Annotated in this window: 18 protein-coding genes; 12 read left to right on the forward strand and 6 right to left on the reverse strand. The window is 58.5% G+C overall.

Annotated elements, in window-relative coordinates; all coding sequences use genetic code 11:
- Positions 1-256 precede the first annotated feature (256 nt).
- On the forward strand, positions 257-1,681 hold the full coding sequence (locus tag CA51_RS02300; RefSeq protein ID WP_145117509.1) for an OprO/OprP family phosphate-selective porin: 1,425 nt from the start codon (positions 257-259) through the stop codon (positions 1,679-1,681).
- A gap of 9 nt (positions 1,682-1,690) precedes the next feature.
- Here CA51_RS02300 and CA51_RS02305 read toward each other — a convergent pair whose 3' ends face one another.
- Positions 1,691-2,653, reverse strand: coding sequence for a cytochrome c (locus CA51_RS02305; protein ID WP_197451526.1), 963 nt, complete (start codon positions 2,651-2,653; stop codon positions 1,691-1,693).
- Between the two features lie 392 nt (positions 2,654-3,045).
- Here CA51_RS02305 and CA51_RS02310 point away from each other — a divergent pair, with 392 nt between their 5' ends.
- The 4 genes from CA51_RS02310 to CA51_RS02325 all read left to right on the forward strand — a co-directional run bounded on the left by CA51_RS02310 (position 3,046) and on the right by CA51_RS02325 (position 11,299).
- Complete coding sequence (locus CA51_RS02310) at positions 3,046-6,171, forward strand: DUF2309 domain-containing protein (protein WP_145117511.1); 3,126 nt, start codon at positions 3,046-3,048, stop codon at positions 6,169-6,171.
- A gap of 66 nt (positions 6,172-6,237) precedes the next feature.
- On the forward strand, positions 6,238-7,632 hold the full coding sequence (locus tag CA51_RS02315; RefSeq protein WP_145117512.1) for a proton-conducting transporter transmembrane domain-containing protein: 1,395 nt from the start codon (positions 6,238-6,240) through the stop codon (positions 7,630-7,632).
- 95 nt (positions 7,633-7,727) lie between these two features.
- Positions 7,728-9,185 carry a proton-conducting transporter transmembrane domain-containing protein gene (locus CA51_RS02320; RefSeq protein ID WP_145117513.1) on the forward strand — a complete coding sequence of 486 codons (1,458 nt, stop codon included), beginning with the start codon at positions 7,728-7,730 and terminating at the stop codon, positions 9,183-9,185.
- Positions 9,186-9,262: 77 nt separating this feature from the next.
- Positions 9,263-11,299 carry a SulP family inorganic anion transporter gene (locus CA51_RS02325; RefSeq protein WP_145117514.1) on the forward strand — a complete coding sequence of 679 codons (2,037 nt, stop codon included), beginning with the start codon at positions 9,263-9,265 and terminating at the stop codon, positions 11,297-11,299.
- Between the two features lie 50 nt (positions 11,300-11,349).
- On the opposite strand, the gene CA51_RS02330 is transcribed toward CA51_RS02325, so the two are convergent.
- The 3 genes from CA51_RS02330 to CA51_RS02340 all read right to left on the reverse strand — a co-directional run bounded on the left by CA51_RS02330 (position 11,350) and on the right by CA51_RS02340 (position 12,971).
- Positions 11,350-11,769, reverse strand: coding sequence for an RrF2 family transcriptional regulator (locus CA51_RS02330; protein ID WP_145117515.1), 420 nt, complete (start codon positions 11,767-11,769; stop codon positions 11,350-11,352).
- Between the two features lie 74 nt (positions 11,770-11,843).
- Positions 11,844-12,074, reverse strand: a complete 231-nt coding sequence (locus CA51_RS02335; RefSeq protein ID WP_145117516.1) for a DUF542 domain-containing protein — start codon at positions 12,072-12,074, stop codon at positions 11,844-11,846.
- A gap of 207 nt (positions 12,075-12,281) precedes the next feature.
- Entirely contained in the window at positions 12,282-12,971 is a 690-nt protein-coding gene (locus tag CA51_RS02340) for a hypothetical protein (RefSeq protein ID WP_145117517.1), read from the reverse strand.
- 320 nt (positions 12,972-13,291) lie between these two features.
- Between CA51_RS02340 and CA51_RS02345 the strand changes: the two genes are divergently transcribed.
- Entirely contained in the window at positions 13,292-14,947 is a 1,656-nt protein-coding gene (locus tag CA51_RS02345; RefSeq protein ID WP_197451527.1) for a transglutaminase-like domain-containing protein, read from the forward strand.
- 40 nt (positions 14,948-14,987) lie between these two features.
- On the opposite strand, the gene CA51_RS02350 is transcribed toward CA51_RS02345, so the two are convergent.
- Positions 14,988-15,410 carry a bis(5'-nucleosyl)-tetraphosphatase gene (locus tag CA51_RS02350; RefSeq protein WP_145123972.1) on the reverse strand — a complete coding sequence of 141 codons (423 nt, stop codon included), beginning with the start codon at positions 15,408-15,410 and terminating at the stop codon, positions 14,988-14,990.
- 154 nt (positions 15,411-15,564) lie between these two features.
- On the opposite strand from CA51_RS02350, the gene CA51_RS02355 reads away from it, so the two are divergent.
- The 6 genes from CA51_RS02355 (at position 15,565) to CA51_RS02380 (ending at position 21,691) form a co-directional block, all read left to right on the forward strand.
- On the forward strand, positions 15,565-16,131 hold the full coding sequence (locus CA51_RS02355; RefSeq protein WP_145117519.1) for a cob(I)yrinic acid a,c-diamide adenosyltransferase: 567 nt from the start codon (positions 15,565-15,567) through the stop codon (positions 16,129-16,131).
- 200 nt (positions 16,132-16,331) lie between these two features.
- Positions 16,332-16,670 carry a P-II family nitrogen regulator gene (locus CA51_RS02360; RefSeq protein WP_145089887.1) on the forward strand — a complete coding sequence of 113 codons (339 nt, stop codon included), beginning with the start codon at positions 16,332-16,334 and terminating at the stop codon, positions 16,668-16,670.
- 95 nt (positions 16,671-16,765) lie between these two features.
- Complete coding sequence (gene glnD / locus CA51_RS02365) at positions 16,766-19,408, forward strand: [protein-PII] uridylyltransferase (protein ID WP_145117520.1); 2,643 nt, start codon at positions 16,766-16,768, stop codon at positions 19,406-19,408.
- 264 nt (positions 19,409-19,672) lie between these two features.
- A complete protein-coding gene (locus tag CA51_RS02370) occupies positions 19,673-20,419 on the forward strand; it encodes a hypothetical protein (RefSeq protein WP_145117521.1) in 747 nt (248 codons plus the stop codon).
- A 300-nt stretch (positions 20,420-20,719) separates the two neighbouring features.
- Entirely contained in the window at positions 20,720-21,268 is a 549-nt protein-coding gene (locus CA51_RS02375; protein ID WP_145117522.1) for a YqgE/AlgH family protein, read from the forward strand.
- A gap of 63 nt (positions 21,269-21,331) precedes the next feature.
- A complete protein-coding gene (locus CA51_RS02380) occupies positions 21,332-21,691 on the forward strand; it encodes a cold shock domain-containing protein (protein WP_145117523.1) in 360 nt (119 codons plus the stop codon).
- Positions 21,692-21,694: 3 nt separating this feature from the next.
- On the opposite strand, the gene CA51_RS02385 is transcribed toward CA51_RS02380, so the two are convergent.
- Entirely contained in the window at positions 21,695-22,408 is a 714-nt protein-coding gene (locus CA51_RS02385; RefSeq protein WP_231745953.1) for a hypothetical protein, read from the reverse strand.
- Between the last annotated feature and the right edge of the window lie 17 nt (positions 22,409-22,425).

The raw sequence follows: 22,425 nt of genomic DNA on the forward strand, positions 1-22,425 counted from the left end.
TCACCCGCCCCCAAACGCAGTTTGTAGGGGAGGGTCGAACGAGCGAAGCGATGTTCGGGGCGGGGCGTCTGCGATGTCGCCTGCAGCAAATTGCACGATTGCTGACAAATTTTGGCTCGATGCTGTGCTCTTTGTGCCGGTTGTAGCGGTTGGCTTTTTGTCGGTTCAGCCGCCTGGTGGGGTTCGCCGAAATTTGTCGTATGTTCTCCATGGGTGGGTGGAAACAGATGTTCGAATGGAAGGGAGAGTGGCGGTTATGGGATACCCTTTAGAACAAGCAACACGAGGCAACGGATGGTGCCGCGCGGTGTTGGCGTCGATGGGCGTCGTGCTGCTTGGCAGTTTGACGACGCTCGATGCGCAAGAGCCTGTTCTTTTGCCAGCTGTCACCGACCAGCCGCAGGTCGAAAGCGAATCGAACATCCAATGGGAACTGCAGCGGTTGCAGCAGCAGATCGATGAACTGCGCGCCGGAGCGGTGACGCCGGTGGTCTGTAGCCCCGATCCGATTGCGAAGCCCAAATTTCCTACGGTGCGAGTCACGGGACTGATCCAAACCGATGCGCTTTGGTTCGATCAAGACGAAGCGAACCGCACGACGCTTGGTGCCGGCGATCCGGTTCGCGGAGACATTCAGGACGGCGCCGATTTTCGTCGCGCCCGACTGGCCGCGACCGGGCAGGCTTGGGACAACGTCAGCTATATGCTGGAGATGGACTTCGGATTTCCCGGGCGTCCGAGTTTTATGGATGTCTGGTTGGACATCGATGACGTGGTCGGATCGAACAACCTGCGGATCGGTCAGTTTCGCCAACCGTTTGGCATGGACGGGCTGACAAGCGTTCGAGAGATGACGTTTCTCGAACGCGGTTTGCCATTCGCCTTCCTGCCGTTTCGCCAGATCGGTGCGACGTTGTATGGCTGCGACAGCGATGAAGTCATGACCTGGGCGGTTTCGGGTTTCCGGTATCCCACCGATTTCAACGGTGGAAACATCGGCGACAACGGCGGCTATGGCATGGCGGCTCGGTTGACCGGTCTGTTGATGAACAATGGCCCCGGCCGCGGATTGGTTCATCTCGGCGGCGGATACAGTTTTGTCGATCCATCGAACGACAGCTTCCAGTATCGCAGTCAGCCCGAGGTCGGCATATTCGAAACCGGTGGCGGAGTGCCCGCGGCCGCGCCCACGTTCGTGCCACCCTTTGTCGACACCGGCATATTTCAGGCAAACAACAGCAATCTATTCAACGTCGAATTTGCGACAGCTCTCGGTTCGTTCTACTCGCAAAGCGAGTTCTACTTCGTCGTTGTCGATCGCCCCGGTCAATCGACTGTTGGGTTCACGGGAGCCTATTCGCAAGTCGGTTACTTTTTGACCGGCGAATCGCGGCCCTACAACAGCAAGGGAGGCGTGTTTGGCCGCGTCAAGCCAAATCATAGCGTCGGTAGAGGCGGTGGTTTGGGAGCTTGGGAAGTCGCCGGGCGATGGTCTTATCTCGATCTTACCGACGACGATATCCTCGGCGGTACGCTTAACGATCTGACAGCCGGTTTGAATTGGTACATAAACCCCTTCACCAAGTTCCAATTCAACTACATCTACGCGATGTTAGATAATCCGATCTACGGCGACAGCGAAGCGGGAATCTTTGCGATGCGAGCTCAGGTCGACTTCTAATCGAGTCGATTACGGAGCCAGCGGGATGTCGCGAAACTGACGATGGCACGATTTGCAATTTGCCTCGATGCGATCGGTGAATTGTCGCCGCACATCGTTGGGCAATCCTTGGCGAATCGCAGCTTCCAACCCCGCCGCTGCATCGCGGCTGTCGCGGATCGATTGCTGGAAAGCTTGCGATTGGGGAGCGTCCCTGTCGCGAAGCATCTCGGTGAAATGCTCTCGCATCAACAGCGCTTCGTGAGCCGGGTCGAGGTCGGGATGTTTGTCGGAGACTTTCCAGTCGGCGGCGGCTAGTCGCTTGAGGTTGTCGTGAGTCTGCTCGATCGCAATCATCTGTTCGACCATCGGCGGTGGGCTGACCTGGGCTTCAAAGCGAACCTGCAATGCGTCCAGTTCGGCGGTGGCGATTGGCTGGGCTGATTTGGCGGCGCGATAGAGTCCTTGGTAGTTCGGGCTGGTTCCAGCCAGCTGCAGAATCGCGGTGGCGTCGCCGGCTGGGATTTGACCGGCGGCGACGCATGCGACAGTCGCCGCGGCGGGGCTGCGATGTTTGCCGTGGTGGCAATGAATGTAGATCGGCCCTTCGAGATCGCGGACCGCTTTCGCCAGCTCTTGAACTCGCGCGGTTGGGATCCCGTTGTAACCGTGCGGCAGGTGGACGTATCGGAGTCCGAACCGCGATGCCATCGCAACGTCGGGCTGGGCGCCGTCGACGCTGATGATCGTCTTGACTCCCAGCGATCGCAGTTCGGCAAAGGCTTGTTCGTCTTCGGGCAGCCCGCCAGAGATCACTTTGTCGCCGATCTGCACTGGATTGGGCAGATGGGACGCCTGCACGCGGTGAGCGGCGATCACCCGGTCGGCCGCCGCTGGCGGTGATTGAGCCGCGGCGTCGGTGGCGAAGTGGAGCGGTGCTGCGGCGGATTGCAGCAAGGCCAACGCGACGATCGGAAGTGAGTGTCGAATCATTTGGGAGAGAGACTCGCGAAGGAACGGGGGATCGCAGCCGGCGGTGGGGCCGGCCGAGTACCGGAGATTATAAGTTCTCGCCGGAGCAAATGGAGGTAACAGGCCTCGGCCCCCTCCCCTGCCCCGGCCTGCAAGTTTTTGCATCCGCCTGCAGAGGCTTGCAGGGATCCTCCGCCGGTGTTGCTGCGACAATCTGTCGCCGGGTGGGCGGGTGTCAGAAATGGAGAGGTTTTTCGCGTCTCATTCCGACTTTGCTGAATCCTACGTGATTTTTCATCGATTGGCATAACCGTTGCTTTTGAACCGTGGGGCCCCCCTTTTTTAGGTTGATTGCTGCAACACGGTTGCCTCGATTCCCGCCTCTCTCCCTCGCGATTCAGGAAATTTCTTCGATGCACGATGCAACTTCGATTCTGTCGCCAGCGGAAACTTCCAACGGCAACGGATCCGGTCGCTGCGATCCCGATAGTTTGCGAAAGGCGATCGACCACGCGATCCATTTTCTTCCCGCACAGGGTCCGATTTCGATCTTCGTGCATCACAACACCTTGCACTCGATGGAGGATCTTCCGTTTGAAGAGGCGGTGATCGAGGGGGGCAAGCGGTTTGGATGCGAGCCCTATCTGGCGGAAGATCGCTACCGCAGCGAACTGCATCGCGGGCGGATCTCGGTCGACGATCTGCGCCAGGTCTTGATGGACGATCTGGACGAAGGGGCCGACGAATTGGTCGCCAGTTTTGGGACCCGTTACACGTTGCAGCTGGCGATGTTGCAGATGACGTTGCATTCCGCTCCGGATGCCGAGCTGCATTGGTTGCTGGCCGAGACCGATCTGTTGAAGCGGTTCCAATCGGAGATCTCGCCGCAGCGTCGCGAGCAGATGATCGCGCAAACGCGCAGCTGGGTGATGCGGCATCGCGATCTTTCCCGCCGCGATGGTGCGGCAAGCGAATCGACGTCGCAGTTGCCCGCGGTGGTCGATTCGGTGATCGATCAATCGCGCGACAACCGAATTCAATCGTGGACCGATCCGCAGTGGGAAGCGTTTGTGTTGAGACTGTTGTGGCAGGTTTGTCGCGACGGAGTGCAGGCGGCGAATCTTCCAGAGCCCGAGTTTGTTGCTCCCGTACGTCTCCGCGATCTGTTGTTGGCGGCTACCGGTGAAGATATCGATGTGTCGGTCAATGAAGTGTTGATCCGATTTTGCGGCGGCTTCTTGGATCAGGGCCTCGCCGATTGGAGTCTCCCCGATCGTGAGCAGGGATTTGCGGTAGCGTTTGCCAATCTGTTCCTGCAGCCGATGGCCGTTAAACCCGCCTGGATGAAAGGGATCGAAGCGACGCTGCAGCCGATTGCGGCGGGAGGATTTGATCCGCTGGCCTCGATCGCCGAATCGCTTCAAGCGATGGAGGTTCCACACGCAGACGTCGAAGAAAAATTGTGTGCAACGCTGCTGGCGCTGCGTGGTTGGGCGGGGATGATCTGGCAGACCGAAGCGAATACGCCCTGGTTGCCTCATCCAATTCCAGCGGGATCGCTCGACGAATATCTGGCGATTCGATTGATTCTCGAACGCTTGGCGATCGCCGATCTGGGGCAGCGACAATTTGGAACGCGGCAGATGTCGGAGATTCGTCGACTTGCCGAAGCGCGGTTGCCCGGTCGACGGGGACCCTCGATCGACGAACGAACTTATACCGTGTTCCAGCTGGCTCAAGCGGGCGGTTGGACGCCGGAGAGCTTGGTCAGTATGACCGGCGAGCAATGGGCGTGTTTGGTCCGCGAGATCGGGTTGTTCGATTCGACAGCGCGGCGACGCATACTTCATCTGGCCTACGAACGTCACTATCAAGTTGCAGCGCTCGACGCGCTGGCACTCCATTCGGCGCGGCGTCGCACCGCGGAGCGTCCCGCCGCTGCGAAGCCCGCTTTTGTTGCGATCTTCTGCATCGATGATCGCGAGGAATCGTTCCGGCGCCATCTGGAAGAGGTCGATCCGGAATGCGAAACCGCGTCGGCGGCTGGCTTTTATGCCGTGGCAATGTATTACCAGGGAGCCGACCACGCGCACTACCGGCCGCTCTGCCCTGCGATCGTCACGCCGAAGCACTACGTTCGCGAGGAGCCTTTATTTTCAGCGGTCGATGACAGCCAGCGGCGGGCTCAACGGCGGCGTCAAATCGGTTGGTTCACGCATCAAGTGCACGCTAATTCACGGACGCTGTTGGGCGGATGGGTGACCGGCATCTTCGGTGCGGTGGCGACGTTCCCGATGGTGGCTCGCATTCTTGCACCGCGGTTGACGTCGCGGATCCGCGAGTCGGTCGGAACGTTTGTGCGTCCGCCCGCGACCGAACTGCATATCGAACGGACTGCGGAACAGCCCGGTTCGGATCCCGAGGCGTTGGGATACAGTCTGGATGAGATGGCGGGGATCGTTGTCCGGATCCTTCAGGACATCGGATGCGTCGACAACTTTCCACCGATCCTGCTCTTCTTTGGGCACGGCAGCGGCAGTCTGAACAATCCCCATGAATCGGCTTACAACTGCGGTGCTTGCAGCGGTGGTCGCGGCGGACCGAACGCTCGCGCTTTTGCGACGATGGCAAACGATCCGCGAGTGCGGCGGTTGGTGGCTGATCAGGGGATCGAGATTCCCGAAGACGTTCGCTTCGTCGGCGCGTTTCACAACACCTGCAACGACGCCGTCGAATACTACGATTTGGATCTGTTGCCTCGCACCCATCGGCCCTTGTTTCGGCGGATCGAACAGAGTGTGAATGAGACGCGGGCGCGGAACGCTCACGAACGATCGCGTCGGTTTGAATCGGCGCCGTTGGATCTGAGCCCCGCCGCGGCGCTGGAACATGTCGAACAGCGAGCCGAGGATCTGTCGCAAGCTCGGCCCGAATACAACCACGCGACCAACGCCTTGGTGACCGTCGGACGCCGCGATTGGACGCGCGGTCTGTTCATGGATCGCCGCGTCTTTTTGACGGAATACGATCCGGCGGTCGATGACGAAAACGTTGGTGTGCTGACGCGGATCCTGCAGGCGGCGATCCCCGTTTGTGCCGGCATCAACTTGGAATATTACTTCTCCACCGTCGATACCGAAGGCTACGGATGCGGGTCGAAGTTGCCGCATAACGTCGCATCGATGTTAGGCGTGATGACCGGAGCGGCTAGCGATCTGCGGCCGGGCCTGTCGCAGCAGATGGTCGAAATTCACGAGCCGGTACGGATCTTGTTTGTCATCGAAACGACGCCCGAGAAGATGGATAAGATCATCGCCGCAAACCCTGGGATCGCGCGACTGGTTGAAGGAGCGTGGGTGCAGTTGGCGCTGATCGATCCGGAGACCTCGACGCTGCTGCGTTACGTCAAAGGAAAGTACCAACCGTACACGCCCGAATCCACCGAACTGCCGGTGGTCGATTCGTCGATCCAGTGGTACCGCGGACAGCGTGGCCATCTGGGTTTTGCCTCGGTCTCCGATCCCGCCAAGCCTGCATAACATCGCGGCCGTCCAAGCCCCGATCGATCCCAATCATTCCCGTTTCTGTCGTCTTTGCGAATCACTATGAATTATCTCGACACGACTTTTCAGGCACTCGGAACCGCGGTCGTCGCAAGTCCCGCGATCCTGCTGGCGATCCTGGGGCTGGCAGCGTTGGTCAATTGGCAGTTGAGCGAGGCGACGATCTCGCGGCTGACTCAGGCTGCGGTGCTGTTTTCGTTGCTGCCAGCGATCGGCATCTTGGTGATCATGTTGGCCACCGGGATCCGTTACGTTCCGATCGAGCTAGGGAATTGGGTGTCGATCCCGGAGCAGGAATTTCATTTTCATTTGAAGTTCGTGTTCGATCGATTGAGCATCCCGTTCCTGATGCTGTCGTGTGTATTGTGTGGCGTCGTCGGCGCATTCACTCGCCGCTACCTGCATCGCGAAGAGGGGTACCGGCGGTTCTTTTTGTATTACGCCGTCTTCTTCTGTGGGATGGTGTTGTCGTCGCTGGCCGGCACGATCGAAGCGTTGTTTGTCGGCTGGGAACTGGTGGGACTGTCGTCGGCCCTGTTGGTCGCCTACTTCCACGAACGCGTCAATCCGGTTCGCAATGGTCAGCGGGTGTGGTCGATCTACCGCTTGTCGGACGCCGCATTTTTGATCGCCGCACTGATGATGCATCACTTGAGTGGCGAGGGGGACTTCGGCGGTTTGATGAGTTCGGGCGTGTGGCCCGAAGGAACCGCGGCGATCAGTTCGACGGAGGCGTTGTGGGTTGGTTCGTTGTTGCTGGTGGCGGCTGCGGGCAAATCGGCGCTGTTTCCCTTTAGCGGCTGGTTGCCGCGAGCGATGGAAGGACCGACGCCGTCGAGTGCGATCTTCTACGGGGCGCTGTCGGTTCACTTGGGAGCGTTTCTGTTGTTGCGTTTGAGCCCGATCCTGGACGCTTCGCTGACGTTGCAGTTGATGGTGATTGCGTTGGGCGTCGTGTCGGCAGCTTGTGGTGCGGTGATGTCTCGCGTTCAGAACGATATCAAGGTTTCACTGGCTTACGCTTCGCTGACACAAGTTGGAATCATCGTTGTCGAGATCGGATTGGGACTTCGCTACTTGGCGTTGATCCACATCATCGGCCACGCCTGCATGCGAACGATGCAGTTGTTGCGAGCTCCGACGTTGTTGCGAGACTACAACGAATTGGAAAACAAGATCGGCACGCGTTTGCCGCACCAAGCGTGGGCTGGTGCCGCGTCGCTGCCGGCGAGCGTGCAGCGGTGGTGCTATCGGTTTGGATACGACCGCGGATTCATGGATCTGGCCTTGGACAAGTGGATCGTGCGGCCATTTCTGCAAACGTTTGGTTGGTTCGATCGCTTGGAGCGGCGGATCACCGATTCGATTTCTCATGAGCCATCGCGCGAATCGGATCGCGCCGAACCACATCCCGAGGATCTTCAGAACGTCGCTTGAGCGACCGCGGCGTCCAGCCGCCGCTGATTCACCGTCGTTTCCGATTTCTGTTGCCTTCATCCGCTCGATCAATCTTCAACCTGTCGAACCGCCAAATGCCTGAACTCCATTTTCCTTGGATCGAAGTTTCCATCCTGGTTCCATTATTTGGAGCCTTGTGGATTCACCTGCTTGGCAACCGCGAAAGCGTTCTGCAACATGCGATTGCGATCTGCGGGGTGACCCTGGCGTTGACCGTCGGCGAACTTGTCGACTTTGTCTCGATCGGGTCGTTCGAAGCGCACGACCATTGGCTGTTCCTCGATTGGTTGTTTCAACGCGATATCTTTGTCGTCGATGAACTGAGCGCGTTCCAGTTGCCTCTGGCGGCGTTGATCTTTCTGGTCACGGTGATGTCGACGCTGCGGACCAAAGCACCACGCTTTTCATTGAAGCTGACGTTGATCTCCGAGTCGTTGGTGCTGGCGACGTTCAGCTGTCGATCATCCTGGACCTTGATCGCGCTGTTGATCGCCGCGACGATCCCGCCTTATCTAGAGCTTCGCAGTCGGCAGCGTTGCACGCGGATCTACGTCCTTCATATGGCTGTCTTTGCTCTGTTGTTGGTCGTCGGATTTGCTTGGTTAAACCACGCCGGCGGCTCGTCGTCGCAGGCTTTGATCGCCGGTGCGTTGCTGACCGCGGCGGCGCTTTTGCGCAGCGGCATTTTTCCGTTGCATCTGTGGATGACCGACCTGTTTGAAAAGGCGACCTTCGGGACAGCGATCCTGTTCACGACGCCGTTGGTTGGGGCTTATGCGGTGATGCGGTTGGTGTTGCCGATGGCTCCCTCGTGGGCGTTGCAAAGTATCGCCGTGCTGTCGTTGGTGACCGCGGTTTACGGCGGGGCGATGGCGTTGGTTCAACGCGAGGCGCGGCGGATGTTCTGTTATTTATTGTTGAGTCAATCGTCGTTGGTGCTGGTCGGATTGGAACTCGTCACACCGATCGGTTTGACCGGGGCGTTGTGCATGTGGTTGTCGGTGGGACTATCGCTGACAGGTTTTGGGATCACGCTGCGATGCATCGAAGCGCGAATCTCGCGTGTGTCGCTGGCCGATTATCACGGCTTGGCTCGCCAGATGCCGATGCTGTCGGGCTTCTTTCTGTTGACCGGTTTGGCGTCGATTGGGTTTCCCGCGACGGTTGGGTTTGTCGGCATGGAGTTGTTGATCGAAGGGGCGGTCGATGTCTATCCACTGGTGGGCACGATGGTTGTGATCGCCGCGGCGCTTTGTGGAATCACTGTGCTGATGGCTTACTTCCGCGTCTTTACCGGACATCACAATCGGACTCTGGTGCCAATGCATGCTCGGCCCGCCGAACGCGTGGCGGTACTGATTCTGACGCTATTGATTCTCGGTGGCGGTCTGGTTCCGCAGCCGGGCGTCGCGTCGCGATATCACGCCGCCGAAGCACTCACCCGGCAACGGCAGACCAATCCGATGACCGAGCAGCAGGTCGGCGAAATGGAGATCGAAACGGTGGCGATCGGCAAACACTCAGCTGAATAGATCGAAGCGGACGCGGCGGATGACCGAAACCGCGGCGTTCAAATATGGCTTACACATTTTTTACGAAAGCAGATACCATGAGCGCGCCTGTTGCATCCGACCGAGAGATCCCCTGCGGGAATTTGCAGGGTTTCAAGCGTTACTTTAAGCACGACTTTATCTCTGGGCTGTTGGTCTTCCTGATCGCCCTCCCCTTGTGTTTGGGAATCTCGATCGCCAGCGGTTATCCGCCGATCGCCGGTATCTTTACGGCCATCATCGGTTCGGTGGTCGCCACGTTGATCAGCAATTCGGAGCTGACGATCAAGGGGCCAGCGGCTGGTCTGATCGTGATCGCGATCGGATGCATCAATGCGTTTGGCGGCGATGGAACGGTTGGCGGTTGGACCGAAACCGACATGGATGCCTATCGCGCGGCGTTGGCTGTGGGCGTGGCAGCGGCTGTGCTGCAGGTCTTCTTTGGAATCTTTCGAGCGGGCATCTTGGGCGAGTTCTTCCCGATCTCGGCGGTCCATGGAATGTTGGCTGCGATCGGCGTGATCATTATCGCCAAACAGATTCCGGTGGCGCTGGGAGTGAGTGCGTCGGGAGGTCCGTTGGAACTGCTGCGGAAGATTCCGGAGTTCATCGCGACGGCGAACCCTGCGATCGCAGCGATCGGTTTGACGAGCGTGTTGATCATGTTTGTCTGGCCTGTGGTCGTTCGGAAGTTTCCGGTGATGAAGGTCTTGCCCTCGCCATTGATCGTGTTGATCGTGGCGATTCCGATGGGCATGTCGTTCGATTTGATGCACGCCCACTCGTACACGCTGCAAAACCACGAGTATCAGTTGGGAGAGAACTATCTGGTTGCGATGCCCGACCGCGTCTTTGGGATGTTCGATTCCCTGACGACGCCCGATTTCAGCGCGTTGCAGCAGCCGTTTGCTTGGAAGTGGGTCTTTATGTTCTTCATCATCGGTAGCCTTGAATCGCTGCTGAGTGCCAAGGCGATCGACATCATCGATCCTTGGAAACGCAAGACGAACATGGATCGCGACATGGTCGCTGTGGGGATCGGCAATCTAGGTTGCGCGATGGTCGGCGGGTTGCCGATGATCTCGGAGATCGTGCGTAGTAAAGCGAACATCGACAACGGAGCCCGCACGCGGTTCGCCGACTTCTGGCACGGGATGTTCCTGTTGGTCTGCGTCGCGTTTATCCCGATGGTGCTGCACCGGATTCCGATGGCCGCGTTGGCTGCGATGCTGATCTACACAGGTTTTCGCCTGGCTCATCCGACCGAATTCATGAACGTTTGGAAGATCGGCCGCGAGCAGTTGGTGATCTTTGTCGTCACGCTGGTCGCGGTGTTGGCAACCGATCTGTTGATCGGGATCGCGATTGGGATCGCGACCAAGGTTGTGATCCACCTGTCCAACGGCGTCTCGCTGCGTTCGCTGTTCAAACCGGAGATCGAACTGGCCGAAGACGATGGCCAGACGGTGCGGTTGACCGCTTACAATTCGGCTGTCTTCAGCAACTGGATCCCGATTCGTCGGCAGATCGAACGGCTGGGACTGGTGGAACGCAAGAATGTCGAACTGGATCTATCGAGTGTGCAATTGGTCGATCACACGGTGATGGACAAGTTGCATGAGATGGAAAGCGATTTCGAGCAACAGGGGCTGACCTTCACCGCCGTCGGGCTCGAGACGCATCAACCGTTTGCCGGCCACGCGCAATCGGCTCGCCGCAAGGGATTGTGGACCGCGCGACGGTTGACCGTGGTCTCGGATATCGAGAACCAATCGATGCTCGAAGCGGTGTTGGTCCGTTTGGGAGCGAGTGGGTTTACGTCGATGCAGTGTGTGGGGGCGGGCCGCCACGAACTGCTTGAGAATGCAGGTCAGCCGAAGCCGATGGTGCGGATCGAAGTCATCGCTCCCCAAGAGGCGTGCGAACAGATGATGAGCTATCTGCGTCGCGAAGTGCAACTGAAGCATCGCGTGACGTTTGCCGTCGAAACGGTGCAGGTCGCTCGGATGGATGCGTTTGATCAATCGGTGCCGACGATTCCGGCGGAGGCCCAGCCGAATGCCGATGAGTCGTCACTGGAACCGGCGGCCCACTGAACCGCAAGCGAATTAATCGTCGCCGAATTCTCGGCGGCGATTGTTTCGGATCAATCGATGCACTCTAGCTGCTGACGGGTTGGGACGACATCGGCGAGCGTGACCGTGTCGAGGTAAGCGCGCTGCACTCGTTCGGCTTCCGCCAAGACGCCTTTGAGCTTGCAGAATGCGTCGATCGCACAGCCGCGATCGGTGCCGACGCAGGCGAGCAGGTGCAGGTCTCCCTCGATCGCTTGGATCACATCGCCCAGACCGATCTCGTTTGGCGGGAGTGCCAGTTCGATGCCACCGCCGATTCCGCGGGTGCTGCGGATGTAGCCATGCCGCGCCAGCAGGTTGACGACTTTGGCGACGTGGTTGACCGAGATCCCAAACAGCGATGCGACATCGGCAACGTTGGCGCGGGAGGTTCGTGTCGCCAAGAACATCAGCGTTCGCAAAGCGTAATCGGTTTGCGTCGTGAGCTTCATGATTGGAATGAGTCGAGGCGAGAGAAGCGGGCAAGATCTAGCAATCGCTAGCCTATTGCCGAAGTCGGCCGTCGTCAATTCGGAGCATCGCGCCGGCGACTGCCTTGTCGCTCTTCTGGAGGCGTGCGGATCACGTGGTAGAGCGTTTGCAGGACCTCCGAAGGGTTAAGCCCTCGATGCTGGCAAACGTACCGCAGCGATTTGCCGCCACAGCTGGTATCGAGCCCGAGTTGGTCGAACACGGGCATCGTATCGGGATGCTCGATGATCCACTCGGGAATCGTCGTCTCTAGATCGCAGTCCATGCGTGAGATTGTAGCGGAGGAATTCTGGGGAGGGAAACGCCGCGGAAGCCCGGTGCTGGGGCTAATGCGCGGCAGTGCTCAGCCGAGTTGGCTGGCAGACGTTAGCGCGGCGTTACCGGATGGAACCGGACGCCATCGCATGGCGGATGGTACCTCGGATTGAAACGCTGCTTATCCGCCCTGCCCTACCCTGTGCTGGCAAACGAACTACCAGGAATCATCCATGCCCAGACGGGTCTTGAGGACTTCGAACTGGTGCTGGTACTTTTCGTTGCTGCTGTGCACGTGTTCCGCTTCGGTGACAAAACGAATGTCAGCGTCGGGGTAGACGTCATGCGCGATGAACGACTTTTCAAAGTCTTTCAGCGGATCGCCGTACGTGATCAACAACTTGTGTTCGTCGAACTGGACTTCCTGCTTGCGTCGTGGATTGACGATCGCGATCCCGGTGCAGCCATCGTTGAGCAACAGGTCCTCGAAATCCCAGAGGGTGCTTTTCAGGACCGGCATGTCGATGTGTTCACGATACAGATCGTTGTGTCCTTGTCCGCTCTGGTGACTGGTTTCCAGCACCACATCGACGACAGGGCCCAGCGATTCGATCAGGTCCATGAACAGATGCATCAAGTTGTTGCGAGACGCTGCTGCCATCAAGACGGGCACGCTGGTGGACGATGCATCGTCGACGTATTCGTCGCGACGAAAGCCCTGGCGTGGCACGACTTGCAAGTCGTAAGAGGGTCGGATCGCATTGGTCAGCTCAAACGCTCCGTAAGTTGCAATGCCCAGGTGAGTGCGCAGTTCATCTTCAGATAGTTGTTGGAAGCTGGCCGGCGAAGCCTCTTTGGTCGTTGTGTCGGGACCGCCGGTGCGAAGGATGCGCTTCAGAAAGCCCATAATATCTCTCATCGTTTGCGTGTCCGCACGTCAGCGTGTGGGCACGGCATGGGTGGATCAGTTTGGTTGATACCCAACGTTAGGTCACCTACGCGGCAGGGGTTGTTGATCTCACATTGCTTCTTCTGTCGTATTTTTTTGCGAAACCCAAAAATTCGCCCGACCCCTAAATCGTGTAGATTGGTAAATATTGGTACGATCGCGCCAAACCGCCGTTTTGGGTCGCAGGCTTGGCGCAATCGTTACAACGCGACGCTACCGCCGACTCTCCCGGTTCATTCGATACCCCCCTTTGGCTGGCTCACCCCATGTATGCATTTTTGAGACCTTTTTTTCGCAGCGCGATCGCGACGCCTAGCTGTTCGTGGTGTCTGTTGATGGTTATGGGGGTGGTGATGTTTGGCGGCTGCGATCGAGTCCCGCCACGCCCCGAAATTGGTAAGGATGCCGAGGGGGAAACACGAGAATTCAGCGATGATCAGCCAGCGAAGAAGGTGGCGAAGTCGCTGCCAAGGGTTCCTGCAGAATCGAGCGACCGGGAAGCCGAACCGCCAACGGGGATCGTCGACCGCGATCTGCAGTGGTGGGACGCCTATCTCGTGGGACGCGAACCCATCGGGTTCAGCGTCACGAAGGTCGAACCGGTCGGCGGCGGCGACAGCTATGTCCGCTACAGCATGGAGGAACAGTTAAAGGTCCGTCGCGGCAAGCAGGTCGTGCAGCAGTGGCTGAAGCAAACCAGTCTAGAGGCGGTCGATGGGACGTTCCAAGAGTTTGGTAGCGAGCTGAGTCGCGGGGGGGAGATCGTGATCAGCAGCGGCGCGGTGGGCTACAACAAAATGAATATTGAAGTTCGCCGCGGCGATCAGGTGGAGACGGTTGCGATTCCCTGGGACTCCAAATATCGGGGGCCCTTTGCGACGCAACAGTCGCTGCGAGCCACGCCGATGCAACCGGGAGAGGAACGGGTGCTGGAGGCGTTGCTGCCGGTGCAGAATGTGGTTGGCACGATCCGATTAAAAGCGATCGATGTGGTCAACGTCGCGATGCTGACTGGCGATTCGAAGAAGCTGTTGGAGATCGAATCGTCGACTTTGGTGGGAGACCGCGTGGTGTTGAGCCAGTTGTTGTGGACAAACGAACGGGGCGATCTTTTAAAGACCTACACCCCTGCCCTCGATTTCGCCACCTATCGCACCGACCAAGAAACGGCGACTGAGGTCGGAACGCCTAAGCAAGATCTGTTGGCGGCGACAGCGATCCGTGTAGAGACCGATGCCCCGTGGTCGACGATCAGCCAGCAGACGCCGATCGCCTACCGGATCGAACACCGGACGCAAGATCCAAGCGACTTGTTTGTCTCCTCTGCCAACCAGACGATCGCGGCGATCGACGACCGGACTGTTTTGGTGGTCTGTAGTGCTGAAGAGGAGCAGTCGGTCGATAGCCAGCCGGTCGCGGCGGAGGACGAGCTGTCCAACGCGTTGATTCAGAGCGATCATCCGACGATTCGCCAGATGGTAAACCGATTGTTGGTATTGGAAGGGGCCAGTCTCGACCAGAAGGCGGAAACGTTGCGGTTGGGGGTCTATCGGCACGTTCGCAAGAAGAACTTCTCCCGCGGCTTTCTATCGGCGGGCCAGGTGGCGACCGAAGCCGAAGGGGATTGCACCGAACATGCGATCCTGTTGGCGGCGCTCTGCCGGGCGGCTGGCATTCCGTCGCGCGTCGCCGCTGGGTTGATGTTGCTGCCGCCCGCCGAAGGGCAGACCGAACCGTTGATGGCGTATCACATGTGGACGCTGATCTGGACGGGAGAGCGATGGATGGCGTTGGATGCGACGCTCCCAGAGCGACCTCAGTTTGCCGACCGGATCATGGTCGTCTCATCGAACCTCGCATCGGGAAACGAATACAGTTGTCTGTTGCCGGTCTTGCAGGTGATGGGCCAGGTCGACGTCGCGATCGAAGATTGATCGCGGGGGTAGATCGGGGCGGCGGGCTTCGGCGACGCGGTTACCCGCGGTTCGATTGGTCGAAGAACTTTTCAGCGTAAGCCAACAGCGGGTCGATCGTCTGCGGCTGGATCTGGTGCGGCGGCGACCAATCGAACCATTCGAAACCGGGGTGTTCGGTCGGCACGATCTCGATCTCGGTGGTCAGTTCCGCGAGGAAAATCGAAACGCGTTTGTCGCGCGGCTTGCCCGATTTGCGGCCGATGACGCGGTATTCGATCTGGAACAGGAAGTTCTCGTCGTGGACGAAATCCTTGGGGCGGATCCCGGTCTCTTCGCGCAGTTCGCGGCGAGCCGTCTGCAGGATCGATTCGCCGTCGTCGACGTGTCCCTTGGGCAGATCCCAGCGGTCGGCGTGCCGCATCAATAAGAACTGGCGGCGTGGATGGTTGCGAAAGACGAGGTAGCCGGCGGCTTGGATCATCGATTTGGGCGGCTTCGTGGGCCTTGCCTTGCGTGATAGAGTGGAGGGTTGATGGGGAGCGGTCGTCGGTTGGCCAGCGAGCGGCGTTTGAGCCGCTGGGTTGGGTTTGCCGTTGGCCGCCCCGGCTATGATGCTAAACAAAGAACAACACAAAATGAAGATCTATACTCGGACCGGCGATGCAGGAATGACCGGATTGTTCGCCGGCCCTCGCGTTTCCAAAGACGATTTGCGGATCGAGTCGTTTGGGACTGTCGACGAATTGAACTCGGTCTTGGGCGTGGCGCGGTCGCATCCGATCGACGCCGATATCGCCGACCAGTTGGAACAGGTGCAGGCCGATCTGTTCACCGTTGGGGCGCGGTTGGCGACGACGCAGCCCGAGCGGCTGAAGATTCGTTTGGTTGGCGACGCGGATGTCCAGCGGCTCGAAAACTGGATCGACGCGCACGAGGAATCGCTGCCGGCGTTGGAGCATTTCATCTTGCCCGGCGGAAGCGTTGCGGCGGCGAGCGTACACCATGCCCGTACCGTCGGCCGCCGAGCGGAACGGTTAGTCGTTGGATTGGTGGCCGCCTATCCTAACGAGGGGTACGAAGTGGTCGGGATCTACTTGAACCGCTTGAGCGATTATTTGTTTGTCTTGGCGCGAGCGATCAACCATCGCGGCGGGGTCGCCGATTCGATTTGGATTGGCGAGCCGTCGTCGCCGAGTTCTTGAGGTTTGGCCCCGGATGTTGCCGAAGCGATTGGGGCTTGGGGCGTCGGTCGATCGAGTGAAAAATACCCTGTTTTCTGGGTGGCGTCGCGGTATCGCCAAGGCGGGCCACGCGATGTTACAATTTAGCCAGTGCGGCGGACTGAACGGATGTTGTGCGCCCAAAGAATCGTTGGCTTGCTGTCTCCGAAAGGAACTTTACTGTGAAAAAAATCGAAGCTATCGTCCGTCACTTCAAGCTGGAAGATGTGAAGAACGCATTGACCGAGCAGGGGATCCACGGCATGACTGCGAGTGAAGTCCGCGGATTCGGGCGACAAAAGGGTCACACCGAAATCTACCGCGGCACCGAATACGCCGTCGACTTTGTTCCCAAGGTGAAGATCGAAGTCGTTTGCAGCGATGAAAACCTGCAGACCGTTGTCGATACGATTTTGGAAACCGCGCAGACGGGCCAGATCGGTGACGGCAAGATCTTTGTCACCAACCTCGAAGATTCGATTCGCATTCGCACCGGCGAGCGCGGCGAAGATGCGCTGTAGTCGCGGGATCGTTTAATACGGTCGTTTCGTGTGATGGCGGGTCGCACATAACTGCTCCTTTTCGTAAGCAAGCTATCTCTTGCTGCTAGGTTGATATGGTTGGCTCGACACCTGTTCGCGAGGTGGTTCAACGCTCGAAGCAATATCTGCTCGTGGAACGCGAGAAGCTTCGCATTCAGCATGACAGCGGATCGCCTGGGCCTCAGGTCTCTGCCGCCCTGTCCCAATTGGCCGACGAGATCGTCGTCGATATCTATCAGCAGTGTTTGCGCGACGCCAAGTTGGAACACCTGGCGGATCAAATGGTGTTGATCGCCCACGGCAGTTACGGTCGCGGCGTGTTGGCACCTTTCTCCGATATCGATTTGATGTTGCTGCACGCGCCGTCGGTGGAAAAGCAGATCAATCCTCTGATCAGCCAGTTGTCGCGCGATATCGTCGACGTCGGCTATGTGCTCGGCTTTTCAGCTCGCACCGCGTCGGAAGCCTATGCCTGGGCGTGGAAAGAGATTCCCGTCTTCACCTCGCTTTGCGAATCGCGTTGGCTAGAGGGCAGTCGAGACCTCTTCGAACGTTTCTTCCACTCCTTTCGTTTGCGTGCGATGCGGCGAAAGAATCGTTTGACCAATGGGATCATTGCGGCGCGATTGGAGGAGCGGGAGAAGTGGGGCGAATCGTCTTATCTGCTGCGTCCCAACGTCAAGCGTTCCCGCGGGACGTTACGCGATGTGCAAATGATCCGCTGGTTGGGGTTTGCCAACGCGGGGGAGACCGATATTGGAAAGCTTGTCGATTTGGGAGTCTTTAACGAAGACGACTATCGACACGTGAAGCGGGGTAACTCGTTTCTTCTGCGGCTTCGCAACGAGCTTCATTTCATGTCGGGCAAGCAGAGCCAGGATCTGTTGGATCGACATCTGCAGATCGAGATTGCCGATCGCTGGGGCTATCGTGGCGAGACGGGGATGCTGCCGGTCGAGGAGTTCATGCGGGACTACTTCGAACATACCGGCGAGGTCCGGTATGCGGTCTCCCACTTTCGCGATACCTGCCGCAATCGATCGGTCTTTGGAGCCGCGATCGACCGCGCCTTCTCGAAGACTGTCGACGAGGACTTTAAGGTCGGGCCGTATCATATCTGGATCAAACCGCGGTCGTTGGACCGCGTCGCGAACAGCGTCGCCGACGTGCTGCATCTGATGGATATCGCCAACCAGCGCTGTCTGCGGATTCGGCACCAATCCTGGCAAGCGATCCGGACCGCGATGCGGGTTCGTCAACCCGAGTCGCCGACTCCCGAGACGACTCAACACTTCCTGTCACTGATCAGCCAACCGGGCCGCTTGGCTGATCTGCTGCGGCGGTTGAACGAACTGCGAGTGTTGGAGCAGATCATTCCGGGGATGAAGCACGCACGGCGACTGCTGCAATTCAACCAGTACCACAAATATACTGTCGATGCGCATTCGATCCGGGCTGTTGAAGCCGCCACGCATTTTATCGACAACGAGGATTGGCCGGGCCAGATCTATCGCGCCATGAAAGATAAGACGCGGTTGCATCTGAGTCTGCTGATCCACGATCTGGGCAAGGGATTCGAAGAGGATCATAGCGATGTCGGGAAGCGGATCGCCGAAGAGACGGCCGATCTGCTGCACATGTCCGAAGACGATCGCGAGCTGTTGGGATGGATGGTTCATAAACATCTGTTGATGGCGCACACCGCGTTTCGTCACAACCTGAACGATCCCGACATGCTGACGATGTTTGCGTCGGAAGTTGGCACGCCCCAGCGTTTGGATATGTTGGTGCTGCACACGATCGCCGATCTGACAGCGGTTGGCCCGGACGTGTTGACCGATTGGAAGTTGAGCCTGTTACGGGAGCTTTACGAAAACACAAAACGCTATTTCCGGACCGGCGAATTGCCGGACGATCCCGACATCTCGGTCCTGGAAACGAAGAATCAACTGCTCACCGCATTGGAGAAAGCCAACGCGTCGCGAGTGAGTTTTGAATGTGTCAAAAGCATGCCCTCGTCGATGCTGCGGCACCACGACGCCGACGAACTGTTGGAAGAGTTGATGTTGGCCGACAAGTTGACCAACACCGATCGCGTTGCGGTTGTTATTCCCCGCTCGATTCCCGACAGCCACGCGTTGGAATACACGGTGATCATTCGCCAAGACGATCGCCCGATCGGAACGTTCTCTCGGATCACCGGGGCGCTTTCGGGGATGGGATTGGAGATCTTGCGAGCCGACATCGAGACGGTGGGCGACAATCTCGCCTGGGATCGATTCCTGGTCAACGATCCCGACGCGGTGGAGACGTCTTTGGCGCGGCGGAATGCTGTCTGCAAGGCGATCGTCGATTACCTGGCAGCGGATGAGATTCCCCAGCCGACGTTTCGCCGGCGTTGGAATCGGGCTGCGGTCAAACAGGTCGCCGAGGTGCAGCAATTGCCGACCCGCGTCACCTTCGATAACGAAACCTCCGAACGCTCTACGATCATCTCGCTGTTCGCTTACGACCGCCCTGGCCTGCTGTTCACGATCGCCAAGGCATTGGCTAACCTCGGCGTGGTGCTGAACTTCGCCAAGATCTCGACTCACCTGGATCAGGTGGTCGACGTCTTTTACGTCACCGAGCTCAATGGCGATAAGCTCGATTCGCCTCAGCGACGCCAGATTCTCCGCGAGCATCTGCTCGATTCGGTTCAACGCTTAGAGCAATAGTTGCTTTCAAGTGCTGGCGACGCGTCGCAGCGACAGTCGCCAGCGAGTCCACGTTGGCCGCCCTCCCCTGCCCCGCCTTGCGATACGCGTAATCGTTGTAATACGTTCGACCCGATGGCCAATTGGGGGAACTCATGCGATCCAGCTCATTCGGCGTTGTCTGCGCGGCTCCGACGCCCGATATCCCATCAAGGCTAGGTGTCTGCGGACTCAATAGTCTGTCGTTTGTGGTTTGACGTTAGGGATGATGGAAGGATGCGGATCATGCATGCGAAGCTTCTGACGGTTGGTCTAGTACTTTGTCTGATGCATGTGCCCGTCTTGGGGCAATGGAATCCTCAGGTTCCTTACCGCTTGGCTCAGACGCCCGGGCAACCTGTGCCGCAGGACGCTCCGGCAGTTCGTGTCATTCAGCCAGCGACAAGCGGAGCGGAGTTGGCCCCTCAGCCGCTGCCGCAACCGATGCACGCCCCCGTGCCGAAGCCAGCCGATTCGTCGGTGCTCGATTCTTCGGCCAGCCAAGGGGCGATGTCGATCGACTTCGATCAGGTCCTTTCCGACGAAGGTGCTGTCGGTTGTGGATGTGCAACCGGCGCGAATGCTCAGCCGTGTATGCAATGCAATAACGGGTGTGGCGACGACAAGTGCGACAACGCGTGTTGCATGGCAGGCTTTTTCGGACTCGATCCATGCGTCGTCCCGCCGCCGGTCGGCACCGATCCGCTGGGCGTTTACAGCCTCGAGAGCGTTTATAAAGCGGAAGCTCATCAACGCGGGCTGTGGGCGACCTACCCCGCCGAAAAGATGAAGCAGAGTCTGGCGCTGCGACGCAGTCGCGTGATGCCAACACCTCCCCAATACCCCAACGGTCCAACGATGTATCGACCGAGAGTTCCGGCGTGCGAACCGGCTCCCGTCGAAGCTTGCCCGCAAACCGACGAGTGCTGTGTCACTCCAAATACGACTCAGATTCAACAGGCTCAACTGGGACGCCCCGGGCTTCCACGCTAGCCAACGAATTTTCAAGTTTCGAGCAAATTGTTCAATGCCGGCTGGCGGACGTTGCCGATACCACAAGTACCATGGATTGGGAGGGTGGAACGACGGTGCCATCGTTCCAGCGATTGATGGGTCATGGACGGGCAGGGAGGGCCTTTCCATGACCCTCTTTTTTTGCTATCGCCCCTTTCCAGCTTCTCTTCCGCATTTGGTCCACTTTTTGCAACTACTGTGCCTCGGTAAATCAAGCTCCTGCCCGTTTGACAGGCTTGCCCTACTTCTAGGCCCCGTTATCTGTAGTTATCTGCAAAAATGGAACAATCAATCGTTGGGAATTTGTTGGTCGCAGCGCCCGCGTTGGACGGAACACTGTTTCAACGAAGCGTTTGCTTGCTGTTGCACCACGACCAGGAAAACGTCATCGGGGTGGTTTTGAATCGTCCCCTGTTCGGCGGTATTAGTCTCCCTCAGGGGAATTCTCCTGCGCTGTTGGTCAAGCAGAGTTTGCATCTGGGCGGTCCGAATGCCGGGCCGGTTTTCGCGTTGCATAACTGCGCCGATCTCGCCGAATTGGAAACCGGCACCGGGCTCTACATGGCCTCCAGTCGGCAGCACATGCAGCGGTTGTTGGCCGATGCTAGCTTGCCCTGCCGCCTGATCGTGGGGCATGTGCAATGGTCGATCAAAGACCTGCAGTCTCAACTTTCCAGCGACCTGTGGCGGGTTCTGCCGGCGACTCCCGAAGCTGTCTTTGAGCCGGACGATCTGATGTGGTCGGATCTGGCGCGGAAGTCGGCGGCGCTCCATTTCGCTCATTTGGTCGGGGCAAAGCACATTCCGTCGCATCCCGCTTTGAATTAGAATGCGGTTTGAAACGGCGGGACATGGCCCGCCATCGACAGCTTGTCATACGAGACCTCTACTTTGAACATCCGATACGACGACGAATACATTCAACGCAAGCGAGTGGGCGAGATCCGCAACATCGACCCGGTGAAGAACTTTGGTTTCATCAGCGGCGAGGATTTCCGTGGCGATGTCTTCTTCCACATGTCGGTTTGGGAGAGCGACCGCAATATGCTGCCCGAGATCGGGATGATCGTCGAATTCGAAATCAACCAAGTCCATTTGCAGGAAACCGATTCGCTGCGGGCAACCGTCGTCCGACGTACCGACCGTCCCTACACCAAGCAATTGGATCTCAAGGCGGACGAATCTCTAACCGTCAAGCATCACCCTAACGCTAGGAAGCGGAAGCCGGTCTGGCGTGGGAAGAAGACTTAGGTCTTAAATCGCCGACGGCATGCGATTGCCCGATTCTGGGGCGACGTCAACGCGTCGGGTTTGTTTGTCCCAGTACGCCAACGCTGCGTGCGTTGGCAGATAGAACAACGCTGGCAGGCCTAGCATCAGGCAACTCAGCCACGCCCAGCCGGGCATCCAGGTCTGCGCCGTCTCGGGGTCGGGACCAAAGACGTAGTTCACGTTGTGCGGTTGGTTGGGGAACGCCAACGGATCGCCGGGACCGGGCAAAGCAAAGTAGGCGATCAACATCGCCCCCCAAGCGATGATGGTCCAGCCGATCAGTGCACGGCGGTCGTAGCCCAATCGCCAGACGAGATACAGCAGCAGGATCGGCAGCCAGAAGTGGAAGAACGAGAGTCCGCGGGCTATCAACGAGATCGAATCGTCGAACATGTACTCGGTCATCCCGGTCACGCGGACTCCGGCAAAAGCCCCCAGGAAATCGATCTGCCACAGCAATTGAGGGATCGTGATTCCGACGGCGGCCATCGAGGCGTAGATCGGTTTTTCGGTCCAGACCGCCAGCACTGCCAGGAACAGCGCGATGTCGCAGAAGTAGAGGAAGTTGGTCGGGCCGTATTCGCGCCAATAGTAGACGGTCAGGACGGCTGTAAACGCCGTGTAGGCCAGCTTCAACGGCCACGGGATGATCGTCCGACGCTGGCTTGTTTCGCCGTGGGGCGGTGTCGTGTTCATCGGGGCGCTCCGCAAAA

Source organism: Rosistilla oblonga, from assembly GCF_007751715.1.
Classification (GTDB): domain Bacteria; phylum Planctomycetota; class Planctomycetia; order Pirellulales; family Pirellulaceae; genus Rosistilla; species Rosistilla oblonga.